Annotated in this window: 10 protein-coding genes; 8 read left to right on the top strand and 2 right to left on the bottom strand. The window is 38.9% G+C overall.

Annotated features, from left to right (window positions below; genetic code table 11):
* Window positions 1-71: 71 nt before the first annotated feature.
* On the top strand, window positions 72-1,901 hold the full coding sequence (gene glmS, locus BHU72_RS10600; protein ID WP_069702597.1) for a glutamine--fructose-6-phosphate transaminase (isomerizing): 1,830 nt from the start codon (window positions 72-74) through the stop codon (window positions 1,899-1,901).
* A 167-nt stretch (window positions 1,902-2,068) separates the two neighbouring features.
* On the opposite strand, the gene BHU72_RS10605 is transcribed toward glmS, so the two are convergent.
* Both BHU72_RS10605 and BHU72_RS10610 read right to left on the bottom strand, forming a co-directional pair.
* Window positions 2,069-2,422, bottom strand: a complete 354-nt coding sequence (locus BHU72_RS10605) for an ArsR/SmtB family transcription factor (RefSeq protein ID WP_069702598.1) — start codon at window positions 2,420-2,422, stop codon at window positions 2,069-2,071.
* 22 nt (window positions 2,423-2,444) lie between these two features.
* Entirely contained in the window at window positions 2,445-4,196 is a 1,752-nt protein-coding gene (locus BHU72_RS10610) for a SulP family inorganic anion transporter (RefSeq protein WP_069702599.1), read from the bottom strand.
* A gap of 245 nt (window positions 4,197-4,441) precedes the next feature.
* Here BHU72_RS10610 and BHU72_RS10615 point away from each other — a divergent pair, with 245 nt between their 5' ends.
* The 7 genes from BHU72_RS10615 (at window position 4,442) to BHU72_RS10645 (ending at window position 12,771) form a co-directional block, all read left to right on the top strand.
* Window positions 4,442-6,295 carry a MutS family DNA mismatch repair protein gene (locus tag BHU72_RS10615; protein WP_069702600.1) on the top strand — a complete coding sequence of 618 codons (1,854 nt, stop codon included), beginning with the start codon at window positions 4,442-4,444 and terminating at the stop codon, window positions 6,293-6,295.
* Between the two features lie 187 nt (window positions 6,296-6,482).
* Window positions 6,483-7,076 (top strand): TetR/AcrR family transcriptional regulator, encoded by a 594-nt coding sequence (locus BHU72_RS10620; protein ID WP_069702601.1) that lies wholly within the window; start codon window positions 6,483-6,485, stop codon window positions 7,074-7,076.
* Between the two features lie 20 nt (window positions 7,077-7,096).
* Complete coding sequence (locus BHU72_RS10625; protein WP_069702761.1) at window positions 7,097-7,459, top strand: response regulator; 363 nt, start codon at window positions 7,097-7,099, stop codon at window positions 7,457-7,459.
* A 28-nt stretch (window positions 7,460-7,487) separates the two neighbouring features.
* Entirely contained in the window at window positions 7,488-9,611 is a 2,124-nt protein-coding gene (locus BHU72_RS10630; RefSeq protein WP_069702602.1) for a chemotaxis protein CheA, read from the top strand.
* 20 nt (window positions 9,612-9,631) lie between these two features.
* Entirely contained in the window at window positions 9,632-10,126 is a 495-nt protein-coding gene (locus BHU72_RS10635; RefSeq protein ID WP_069702603.1) for a chemotaxis protein CheW, read from the top strand.
* A gap of 14 nt (window positions 10,127-10,140) precedes the next feature.
* Entirely contained in the window at window positions 10,141-11,862 is a 1,722-nt protein-coding gene (locus tag BHU72_RS10640; protein ID WP_069702604.1) for a methyl-accepting chemotaxis protein, read from the top strand.
* Window positions 11,863-11,955: 93 nt separating this feature from the next.
* On the top strand, window positions 11,956-12,771 hold the full coding sequence (locus tag BHU72_RS10645) for a CheR family methyltransferase (RefSeq protein WP_069702605.1): 816 nt from the start codon (window positions 11,956-11,958) through the stop codon (window positions 12,769-12,771).
* Window positions 12,772-12,781: the final 10 nt, after the last annotated feature.

A 12,781-nucleotide genomic window follows, 5' to 3' on the forward strand; every position in this document is an offset into this window, starting at 1 on the left:
ACAAGGGACTCTCAAGGCTAAGTCTAACTAAGCTCACAACGGCAAAATCTGCTTTGAGAGGAGCTTTTTTTATGTGTGGTATTGTAGGGTACATCGGGCATCAACAAGCCCAAGAAATTTTAGTCAATGGTTTAAAGAAATTAGAATACAGAGGATATGACTCAGCTGGTGTGGCAATTGACGTCGGTGATTGTATCGTTGTAACGAAATCTGTTGGGCGCCTGAAGAACCTTGAATCAAAGGTTAGCGAGAACAAATTAATCGGATGTCGCGGTGTAGGTCACACTCGTTGGGCAACCCATGGTCGTCCGTCGGATGAAAACAGCCATCCACACTTTGATTGCACTGGTAAAATAGCAGTTGTGCACAATGGTATTATTGAGAACTATGCAGAACTTCGCGCAGAATTAAAGGCGCTTGGTCATGAGTTTAAATCCGAAACAGATACAGAAGTAATCGCGCATCTGATGGAAGAGCTTTTTAATGGCGATATACTTGAGACTTTTCGCTTAGCCCTTTCTCGCCTAGAAGGATCTTATGCGACAGCAGTTATTTCTGAATACGAGAAAGATAAGATTATTGTAGCGCGTAAAGACAGCCCACTAGTGATCGGGCTTGGAATTAATGAGAATTTTATTGCTTCGGATATTCCAGCTATATTGGAGTATACCAGAAATGCTTATATATTAGATGATCATGAGATTGCTGTTTTGACAGCAGATCATGTACAAATTTATGATGAATCAGGCATCCCGATAGTGAAAGAAGTATTTGAAGTAAAATGGGATGCAGTTGCCGCGGAAAAAGGTGGCTATGACCACTTCATGCTCAAAGAAATCGATGAGCAACCAAAGGCCCTTAGAGATACATTAAGAGGCCGCATTGATGAAAGCCAAAGAAAAGTTCGTCTAGATGAAGTGAAATTAACAGCGAAAGAACTTCAAGATATCCAAAAAATTCATATCGTAGCATGTGGAACAGCCTACCATGCAGGACTTGTAGGGAAATACGCGATTGAAAAATTAGTTCGTATCCCTGTGGAAGTGGAAGTTGCATCAGAGTTCCGTTATCGTGATCCGATTATTAATGATAAGACATTAGTATTAGTCATTAGCCAATCAGGAGAAACAGCGGATACCTTAGCAGCGCTAAGACTAGGCAAATCTTCTGGAGCAAGAGTAGCGGCTATTACGAATGTTGTAGGTAGTTCTGTAGCTCGTGAAGCAAATGACGTCATCTACACTTGGGCGGGTCCAGAAATCGCTGTAGCATCAACAAAGGCATATACTACACAGCTATTAGCAATATATTTACTAGCAGTTTTCATGGCTGAGAAACGTAATACTATTTCTGTGCAAGATCGTGTGGAAATCCTGCAAGCACTGCAAATGATCCCAGAGCAAGCAGCACAGCTTGTTGCTGCTAAGGACCGTGCGAAAGAAGTGGCAAAAGGTGTTGTTGATTGGAATAGCGCATTCTTTATTGGCCGTGGCATGGATTACACCGTTGCATTAGAAGGTGCACTAAAGCTAAAGGAAATCTCCTATATCCACGCAGAAGCATATGCTGCTGGTGAGTTAAAACATGGAACAATTGCTTTAATAGAAGATGGGATTCCAGTCATTAGCTTACTGACACAACCGGATGTATATGAGAAGACAATGAGTAACGTCATAGAAGTGAAAGCCCGTGACGCGAAGATTATAGCAGTGGTCAATGAAGGTGATATGAAAGCAGCGGATGTAGCGGACGAAATGATTACGATTCCGAAAACGCACCCGCTTCTAACACCAATCTTATCTGTTATCCCATTACAGCTGCTTGCCTATTATGCATCAATACTACGCGGGAATGACGTAGATAAGCCAAGAAACCTAGCGAAATCAGTAACAGTAGAATAAATACGGATCTCTATAGAATTAAATTGTTGTTCCTTTGCCAATAAGTTCCTACCCGTGTAATTCAGTCGGTATCTGATGTAATTCAGTTGGTATCAAGGCACCATAAGAACACCACAAGAACCAGTGTAGCGTATCTCTAAATACGCCCCGCTGGTTCTTTTTCTTATTTACTCCTCATTTTGTGTTGGGAGATCAATTTGGTCAGAGAATTTGTCTAACAAATTAATCGTATCAACTAAATGATTATTAAAAATTTGACGTGCAACAGAGAGGAGGTCAACAATCATAGGGTCACGTAAGGAATAAATCACACGGTTCCCTTCTTTCGTTCCTGTAACAATATTTTTTCCTCTGAGAATCGTTAATTGTTGTGAAACCGCGGAGCCTTCGCTACCTGCAAGATTCTGAAGTTCATTTACGCTTTTATCTCCTTCAGCCAATAACTCAAGAATTTTTATCCTAAGTGGATGGGCAAGTGCTTTGAAAAATTCTGCTTTAAATTGTTGCATCTCCAGGTTCATAGAATTCCCTCCCGTATTATGTTCAATAGGATCTTATTTGTTCTTCTGTCGTTTTACTAGCATCAGATAAAACTTCACATTCCCTAAAAGTAAAATGCTTACAACCAAGGCATTTATCTTTGTCTAAGTGTAATAATGCATAATTAATGGCATCTCCAGTATGATCAAAAAAGCGATCTTCACCAATCAATTGAGATAGACCGGTTTTGGTTAATACTTTTTTTGGCTGGGTACTTAATTCGGATATTAAAACAATTCCGTGTTTTGAAAAGTTACGTACAATACTTGATAAATTCGATTCTCCGGTTGCATCTATAAAAGGAACTTTTCCCATCCTTAATAAAAGGACTTTAGGTCTGTAATTAATGGTATTCATGATACTATGTTCAAAAGTTTGAGCTGCACCAAAAAATAATGGCCCCTCCACATCATAAATACTTATTTGTGGACAATCATGAGAATCTGTCACAATCTGGGGTTCTACTTTACCCTGTTTGTTTTCAGGATTAGGTAAAACCTTAGTGGTTACCATTATATCACTCATTCTTTTCGTGAAGATGATGACTGCTAAGACTAGGCCTACTTCAACTGCCAAAGTAAGATTGAAAAATACTGTGAATAAGAACGTAACGACTAAAACAAGCGAATCCTCTGTTTTAGTTTTCAATAAATGCAAAAATACATGATGTTCACTCATATTCCATGCAACAATCATTAATATCGGTGCCATACTCGCCAAAGGGATTCTTGAAGCATAGGGAGCAAAAAGTACAAGAATAATAAGAACTACGATCCCATGAATCACTCCTGATATTGGAGAAATAGCCCCATTTTTAATATTCGTAGCAGTTCTTGCGATAGCGCCCGTTGCAGGAATACCACCGAAAAAGGGTGTTATCATATTAGCGAGCCCTTGACCAATCAATTCTCTGTTACTGTTATGTTTGGTACTTGTCATGCCATCAGCAACCACGGCAGATAAAAGTGATTCAATGGAACCAAGCATTGCAATAACAAATGCAGGACCAATAAGTTTTTGAATTTGCTCCAATGAAAAATCAGGTATTTTAAAATTCGGGAGATTACTAGGAATATCACCAAAAGTTGAACCGATGGTTGCTACATGACTTGGATATAAAAAACTGGCAACTAGAGTTGATAAAATAAGCCCGATAAGTGGCCCTGGTATCTTTGGAAAAAACTTAGGCGTATAAATTACAGTTATTAAACAAACGACAGCAGTGAAAAAACTATATAGGTTTATGCTACTGATACTTGCAATTATTTCATTAAGATTTTTAATGAAATATTCATGTTTTTCAACACCGGTAAGTCCTAAGAAATTTGGAATTTGACCCACAAAAATAATAACTGCTATCCCTGACGTAAAACCAATTGTAACTGGCTTAGGAATAAACTTAATGAGGGAACCTAATTTAAATAGACCCATCAGAAACAAAATAATCCCGGCCATAAAACCCGCAATCAATAAGTTTTCATATCCGTATGTCATAACAATACCAAATAATATAGGAATGAAGGCGCCGGTTGGTCCACCAATTTGATATTTTGATCCTCCAAACAATGAAATTAAAATTCCGGCAATTATGGTTGTGTAGATCCCGTATTCTGGTTTAACCCCCGATGCAATTGCAAAAGCCATCCCTAGAGGTATGGCAATAATCCCAACTACAATCCCAGAGATAACATCCCGTTGGAGTGAATGAATGGAGTAATCCTTGTATCTACCTTTGAAATTTAATTTATACTGCATATACACCCTTCTTTAATTATATATTCGTATATCTGATTATTTGAATATACCATACTACGAATTTACTCCGATTTGTTAACGTTGTCAAAACAATTTTAGAGGGAGTTGGGGAGATCAAGTAATTTTAGAAGGTGAAATAAATTACAGCCAAATTGTATTAGTAGTAAAATAAGCTGTAGGTTGCCTTCCTTGCAATCATTGGCAAAAGAGTATAATCTGAATATATCTGGCCAAAGGAGGAAGATATGTCTAGTATCCATGATTATCGCAAAGCTATTCACACTTACAGAGACCAAGAGGTAATTTATAAGAAGCAATTAGACACGGTAAGTCATATTCGATTAGGAATATTTCTAGTGGGAGCGGCTATCGTTGGCTACTTTTCGTGGATGAACGAGAATGTAATTGCATTATTATTGCTTGGTATATTTACTATGGCCTTTCTATGGGCAGTGATTCGCCACAACCTAGCGAAGAAGCAGTTAAACAGAATCCGTTGCAAAATTACAATCAATAATCAATACATCGATCGAACTAATGGCAATTGGATTACTTTTAAAGATGCCGGTAACGATTTTGTGCAACCGAGTCATCCCTACACTAGTGATTTAGATATCTTTGGGCAGAAATCTTTGTTCCAATGGATGAACGTAGCGAGTACCTTTGTTGGAAGGACTATATTACGCAATTACTTACTGAATTCAGAGAAAGATGCTCAAGCTATCACTGAACGCCATAGTGCCGTGCAAGAACTTGCTGAATCATTCGAATTCGCACAGGAACTACAATGTGAGGGCATGCTCGGGGAAAACATAAATGACAATCCAGAACCCTTATTGTCCTACATAGAAAATCCGAAAACTATGTTTCCTAACGAAAATTGGAGGTTCTTATTTTATGCATTACCTGTCGCAACAATCGTATCGATTGTACTAACGGTTTTGCGAGTTCCTTATTTCGAATATATCGCTCTGGCGATGCTTGTGGTTCAAGTAGCATTAACGGCAATTGGTTTCGCGCGAGTCTCTGAAGTACTCAGCACAATCTATGACTGCAAAAGCAGCATTGAAGCATACAGTAACATTATTCATTTAATTGAGAAGGAAAAGTTCCAATCTGCACATCTCAATAAGATACAGTCGAATGTGCGTAGTGGGAAGCAAACAGCGTCATCGCAGATTATCCAATTATCGAAGTTAGTCGATAGGATCGACATGAGACATAGTGCTTTTTTGTATTTTATTCTTAATACGCTGTTCTTATGGGATTACCATTGTGTATTCGCATTAGAAAATTGGAAACGCGAGAATAGGCATCAAATCAGAAAATGGCTAGAGACGATTGGCGCCATAGAAGCCCTTTCAAGCCTCGCAGTCATTAAGAGAATTCAACCAAACTGGAGTTATCCAAAAATTTATGAATCAAACGATGCAACGAACGGGAATAACCGACAGGCAACGAAGGATATAAGAATCATAGCGGGGGAAATGGGTCACCCACTGATTGTAGAAGAAAATAGAGTTTGTAATGATTTCTCCATTCAAAATCATCTAGGCATAGTCACTGGCTCTAACATGTCTGGGAAGACAACTCTGCTACGAACGATTGGGATTAATCTTGTACTAGCGTATGCCGGCGCGCCCGTATGTGCGAAGAAGTTCGAATGCTCCATGATGGATATCTTCACTTCCATGCGCATTACTGATGATTTAAACAGCGGTATTTCATCCTTTTACGCGGAACTCCTACGAATTAAGACAATCATCGAGTACGTGAATGAAGAGAAACCGATGCTTTTCCTAATTGACGAGATATTCCGAGGTACGAATTCCCAAGATAGAATCATCGGAGCGAAAAATGTTCTGGTGAATCTTTCGAAAGATTGGGTGATTGGTTTAATTTCCACCCATGACTTTGAATTATGTGATTTAGAGCATGACAAGAAAGTTAAGATTGAGAACTATCATTTCACAGAACACTATATCAATAATGAAATCAAATTTGATTACAAGCTTAGAAAAGGACGTTGTCGAACAACGAACGCCAAGTATCTTATGAAAATGGTTGGGATACAGTTCCTAGACGAGCGTCAACTCTAACAATGGATACATACACTTGACCTAAGCATAAAGGCCCAACAAGGGTCTTTTTTTGTGCGCGAAATTTGTCGAAATATGACGAAATCGTGATTGACAAACTATATACTAGTAAAATATAATGACCGTATAAAGAGGTGAGTAAGAACTTACTCACCCTGCGAAATTCACTAGGATAGGGGGATGTCAGATGGTCAACTCAGTACTACATAGAAGAGAAACGCTACTCTTTACAACGATTGATGTAATTAACGAATATGGCATCCAAAATGTTTCTACGAAGGAAATTGCTCGTAGGCAGAAAGTCTCAGAAGCAACTGTGTTTAAACATTTCAAGACTAAGCATGATTTGCTAAACGCAGTGCTAGATTACTACGTGCAATATGATGCGGATTTAATAGAATCGACGAAAGATAGAATGGATAACCCTTTAGATGCGTTACGGTTTTACATATCCGCTTACAGTATCTACTACGAGAACTATCCAGCAATTACAGCAATCAACCAGTCCTACGATATTATGACATGCGACGAAGAGCTAGGGAAACGAATTAAAGCTATCTACAATCAGCGCTTGAACATGATTGAGCAAATCTTTATTGCAGCAAAAGCGGCCAAGCAAATCGATGAAAATGTCAATACAGAAATGTTAGCTGACATTACATGGGGGACTTGCCAGACGATTAACCTGAAATGGAGACTTAATGATTACGGTTTTTCATTAAACAAGTACACGATAGAATCGTTAGAAATGATTATACAAGCCTTTGTGGCAAAAAATTAAAGAGGAAGAGAGTGGTAGTAATGGCGAGAGTTTTAGTAGTGGATGACGCAGCATTTATGAGAATGTCGATTCGCACAATGTTAGAGAGAAATGGCTATGAAGTAGTGGGAGAAGCGGAGAACGGAGCGGTTGGGGTGAAGAAATATCAAGAACTGCAACCGGACATTGTAACCATGGATATTACAATGCCAGAAATGACGGGACTTGAAGCGTTAATTGAGATTCGAAAAATTGACCCACAAGCTAAGGTCGTCATGGTATCTGCTATGGGACAACAAACGATGGTGAAAGATGCGATAATTAACGGCGCTAAGTCCTTCATAGTGAAACCATTCCAAGAAGAACATGTGGTACAAACATTTCAATCGATTTTAGGTAAATAAAAGCCAATGAATTAAAGGAGGTGACGTAATGTCAGAGCAATTCAGTAACGACTCCATGCTCGATATGTACCTATCGGAAACGACACAGAACATTGATCAACTAGAGAATTGTATCTTATCGAGTGAGAAGGCTAGCTGTTATTCCGACGAAGCGATTAACGAGATTTTCCGTAACATGCACTCGATTAAAGGCTCATCGGCCATGATGCTTTTCGATAATATAGCAAATCTTGCCCATTCTGTAGAGGATGTAGTCTTTTACTTAAGAGAGAAGAAACCGGAAAATCTTGATTATTCTACTCTATCGGATTTAGTACTAGAAAGCGTAGATTTCATGAAAGTAGAACTGCAAAAGGTCAAGAATAGCGATCCAGTGGATGGCGACCCATCGATACTCATCGGAAATATTAAAGACTTTCTTGAAGTACTCAAGCAACTCAATCCTTCTTCACATGAACCCGAGAAACCGGCCTCTACTAGGAAACAGAACTATTATATACCACAAGCTGCTCCAGTATCTCCAGCACTGAATTCATTAGGCGGTAAAACATATCATGCCACTATTCATTTTACAGAAGGCTGTGAGATGGAGAATATACGGGCGTACTCAATCGTTCACAACCTTAAGGATATTACACAGGACATAATTTACCATCCTGAGGATATTATAGAGAATTTCGACACGATACAGATGATTCGTGAGCAAGGTTTCTCCATCTGGTTTAAGACAGATAAGTCTTACGAAGAAATGAAAGAGCTATTAAACCAGACAATCTTCTTACGGGAATTGCATTTCGAAGAAGTAGTCGATTTCGATTTTTCCACATCAGAAGAAACCAATTCGATGGCAGATATAGAAGCCGATGATATTTTGAAAGCGCCATTGATTACACAGAAAGTGAAAGTTAGTACAACAAAGCAAGAAGCAACGAATCTCAACCATGGTGCAGGCAATACAGCTGGCAATACAAGTATTATAAGTGTCAATGTCTTAAAACTGGATAAGCTAATGGATTTAGTAGGTGAAATGGTCATTGCAGAAGCTATGGTTACGCAAAACCCTGACCTCAAAGGCCTCCAATTAGACAACTTCTATAAAGCATCCCGTCAATTAGGAAAAATCATCAACGAAGTACAAGATACTGTCATGTCTATACGAATGGTTCCCCTGTCTATGACGTTCCAAAAAATGCACCGCATTGTACGCGACATGAGTAAGAAATTAGATAAAGAAATCAAGCTCAAGCTGATTGGTGAAGAAACGGAAGTCGATAAGAATATTATCGAACAAATATCAGACCCTCTCATGCATCTTGTACGTAACTCTATCGACCACGGGATTGAGAGCAAGAACGACCGTGTGAAAAATGGGAAATCCCAAGCCGGTACCATTACCCTTGAGGCTAAAAACGCTGGCAGCGATGTAGTTGTACTCGTGAAAGATGATGGAAAAGGGTTGAGTAAAGAGAAGATTCTTAAAAAAGCAAGAGAAAATGGAATTTTATCAAAACCTGAACATGAAATGACAGATAAAGAAATCTACAACTTAATCTTCCTTGCCGGTTTTTCTACTAAAGAGAAAATCGACGAGTTCTCTGGGAGAGGGGTTGGGATGGATGTTGTCGTGAAGAATCTAGAGGCCGTCGGTGGTTCGGTTTCCGTCGATAGCACTCCCGGAAAAGGATCCGTTATCACGCTCAAGATTCCATTAACTCTAGCAATTATCGATGGCATGAATATCCGTGTTGGTAGTTCTTCTTATACGATACCAACGACAACTATCAAAGAATCCTTTAGATCTCGCGAAGAGGATATCATTAAAGACCCTGATGAAAATGAAATGATAATGGTGCGCGGCGAATGTTACCCAGTCCTTCGATTGCATGAACACTATCAGGTGAGGACGGAAATTACTAGCTTCACTGAGGGAATTTTAGTGATGGTAGAGCAAGACAACCGAACACTGTGTATCTTTGCAGATCAGTTACTAGGACAGCAGCAAGTAGTAGTAAAAGCCCTACCGAACTACATCAAGAATACAAAGAAGATTCGCGGGCTCGCTGGTTGCACAGTACTCGGAGATGGAAGCATTAGCTTAATATTAGATATTGGCGAATTAACGAACGCAAGAAACTTGCAACAAAATGGTTGATTGAAAAAGGGGGAGAGAAAATGAAGGAAGTCTTAGAGCATGACATGTTGGAAGAGGAAGAGGATACCCAGAAAGATAAATTTTTGACCTTTATCTTAGGCAAGGAATCCTACGGATTAGAGATAAAGCACGTTACGGAAATTATCGGAATTCAAGCAATTACGGATGTACCAGAGTTACCGGAATACATTCGCGGGATTATCAATTTACGAGGGAAGATTATCCCTGTAATGGACGTGAGACTACGTTTCAAGAAACCATTCCTTGAATATAACGATCGCACCTGCATTGTTGTTATCGATATCCATGACATTTCCATCGGACTAATCGTAGATGGCGTATCAGAAGTTATCAACATTCCTAGCACAGAAATCGTTGCCCCACCAGATGTGAGTAAAGGTAGTAATAAATACATTAAAGGTATAGGCAAGGTTGGCAGTGAAGTGAAACTAATTCTTGATTGTGAAAAACTATTAAATGAGAACGATGCAGAAAATCTATCAAATATTCGATAACGGAGGAATGAAAAATGACCTGGTTTAAAAATCTAAACATTCGTACGAAACTTATATCGTGCTTTATCGTATTGGCAATATTAACAGGAATCGTTGGTTTTATTGGGATTTACGACATGGGGAATATCAATGACCGTGGCGATGAGATGTACTATAATAACTTCTTGCCGGCACAAAGATTAGCGGAAATGAATGCTGGTACACAGACAATTAGAGCCGATATGCTGTTAATGCTTTATGAAAGAGATATGACTAAATTCCAGTACCGTGTGGATGAAATTAATAATATTGTTGCACGCAATAATGAAATATTAGACGAGTATGAAAAGACGATCATAACAGAGAAAGAAAGAGATTTATACGACGATTTGCGTGCGGACTTGTTAGAATACCGACAGATTCGAAATGCTCATATCAATTTACTACAGAATGGACAATTTGATAGAGTAATTGCTGAACTTCCACAGCAATCCAAGGCGCGTGACGAGGTCCAAGCGGCGATTGATGAGCTAATTCAGTATAACCAAAGTTCTGCGAGAGAAAAATTGAACTTAAATTCACAAAATTATCAAAGGCAATCAATGGTGTTAATTGCAATCATTATTGCAGGTATCATCATCTCTTTAGCCCTTGGGTTCTATGTATCAAACCTAATCAGTAAGCCATTAACAGAAATAGTAGGGGCAGCGAATAAAATTGCTGATGGAAATCTAGATGTAACAATTGAAGTAAGCTCAAAGGATGAAATTGGCGTCCTTTCCGAAGCATTTAGAAAGATGACAGAGAACATCAACGATGTAATGACGAATATTAACTCCGCTTCTGAACAAGTAGCTTCGGGTTCTAAGCAAGTATCTGAATCTAGTATGGCACTCTCTCAAGGGGCTACAGAACAAGCAAGCTCTGTGGAGCAATTAACATCATCGTTAGAAGAAATATCTGCCCAAACGAAACAAAACGCTGAAAATGCCAATGAAGCGAATTCTTTAGCGGAAGTTGCAAAGAGTAATGCCGTACAAGGAAATACCCAAATGAGGGAAATGCTAAAGGCAATGGATGATATTAACGAATCTTCAAGTAACATTTATAAGATTATTAAGGTTATTGATGAAATTGCATTCCAGACGAATATCCTAGCATTAAACGCTGCGGTTGAAGCGGCAAGAGCTGGCCAGCATGGAAAAGGATTTGCAGTGGTTGCTGAAGAAGTAAGAAACCTAGCAGCAAGATCAGCCAATGCAGCGAAAGAAACAACGGATATGATTGAAGGCTCCATTAAGAAAGTAGAAGGCGGCACGAAGATTGCGAATCATACGGCGGAAGCTTTAAATGAAATTGTTGATCGTATTTCCAAGGTAGCAAATCTAGTGGGAGAAATTGCCGTAGCATCGAATGAACAAGCAGCAGGAATTGCCCAAATCAACCAAGGCATAATGCAAGTATCTGAAGTTGTTCAGACGAACTCTGCTACATCGGAAGAAAGCGCAGCAGCGAGTGAAGAGCTTGCAAGCCAAGCTGAGTTATTAAAGGAGCAAGTTGCTAGGTTTAGCTTGAAGAAGCAGCAAAGAGGGAATTCGTACCGTTCAATGGATGAGATCAACCCAGAAGTACTACGCATGTTAGATAACTTGAGTGGGAAGCAACAACCATTACGTAGTATTGATCTTTACACCGAGCCTGCAGCAACAAGCGCGAAGAAAATCGCTCTTAGCGATAAGGAATTTGGTAAGTACTAAAAAATAGTTTTGATATTACAACAACGCTATTACAACACTAATCTATGCGGGGAGAGCTTTGGCTCTCCCTACATAATAGGTAGGTGAGAGTCTATGGTTGCCATTACTGATAAAGAATTTAAGCAATTAACCGAATATATAAAAGTAAATTATGGAATTCACTTAAAAGAAGAAAAGCTAATGTTATTGACAGGAAGGCTGCAGAAAGTTCTACAACAAGAGGGTTTTAATAATTTTACAGATTATTATCACCATATTTTAAACGATCAAACTGGTCAAGCAGTTGTTACATTGGTCGACAAGATCACAACGAATCACACGTTTTTCATGAGGGAAGCGGATCATTTTTATTTTTTCCGTGACCGTGTATTACCGTTTTTAGCCAACACAGTGCAAGATAAAGACTTGCGCATTTGGTGTGCGGCAAGTTCTACGGGAGAAGAACCATACACATTGGCGATGGTCATCGACGAGTTTTTTGGGAAAGACAAGGTTTTCTGGGATACGAAGTTACTCGCAACAGATATATCCTCACAAGTGCTAGATATTGCGAAGAAGGGGATTTACAGCAACGAGAAGATTGCACCACTACCAAAGCATTGGAAGACAAATTACTTTAAGAAACATGACAATGAAAATTCTGTCCTAATTGATAAAATTAGGAATGAGGTCATATATAGAAAATTTAATTTAATGGATACGACTTTACCGTTTAAAAAGAAATTTTATACCATATTTTGCCGTAATGTCATGATATACTTTGACTATAAGACGAAGATAGAATTAGTCAACCGACTCTATCACCACATGGAGTATGGCGGGTATTTATTTATCGGACACTCGGAATCATTAACCAAGGAATTTACGAAATTTAAATATATCATGCCAGCGATCTATAGGAAAGAATAGAGGTGTGCCG

The organism is Desulfuribacillus stibiiarsenatis, assembly GCF_001742305.1.
GTDB lineage: Bacteria > Bacillota > Bacilli > Desulfuribacillales > Desulfuribacillaceae > Desulfuribacillus_A > Desulfuribacillus_A stibiiarsenatis.

Coding starts and splice junctions, on each gene's coding strand:
- glmS (WP_069702597.1), top strand. CDS start 72: ATGTGTGGTATTGTAGGGTACATCGGGCATCAACAAGCCCAAGAAATT.
- BHU72_RS10605 (WP_069702598.1), bottom strand. CDS start 2,422: ATGAACCTGGAGATGCAACAATTTAAAGCAGAATTTTTCAAAGCACTT.
- BHU72_RS10610 (WP_069702599.1), bottom strand. CDS start 4,196: ATGCAGTATAAATTAAATTTCAAAGGTAGATACAAGGATTACTCCATT.
- BHU72_RS10615 (WP_069702600.1), top strand. CDS start 4,442: ATGTCTAGTATCCATGATTATCGCAAAGCTATTCACACTTACAGAGAC.
- BHU72_RS10620 (WP_069702601.1), top strand. CDS start 6,483: ATGGTCAACTCAGTACTACATAGAAGAGAAACGCTACTCTTTACAACG.
- BHU72_RS10625 (WP_069702761.1), top strand. CDS start 7,097: ATGGCGAGAGTTTTAGTAGTGGATGACGCAGCATTTATGAGAATGTCG.
- BHU72_RS10630 (WP_069702602.1), top strand. CDS start 7,488: ATGTCAGAGCAATTCAGTAACGACTCCATGCTCGATATGTACCTATCG.
- BHU72_RS10635 (WP_069702603.1), top strand. CDS start 9,632: ATGAAGGAAGTCTTAGAGCATGACATGTTGGAAGAGGAAGAGGATACC.
- BHU72_RS10640 (WP_069702604.1), top strand. CDS start 10,141: ATGACCTGGTTTAAAAATCTAAACATTCGTACGAAACTTATATCGTGC.
- BHU72_RS10645 (WP_069702605.1), top strand. CDS start 11,956: ATGGTTGCCATTACTGATAAAGAATTTAAGCAATTAACCGAATATATA.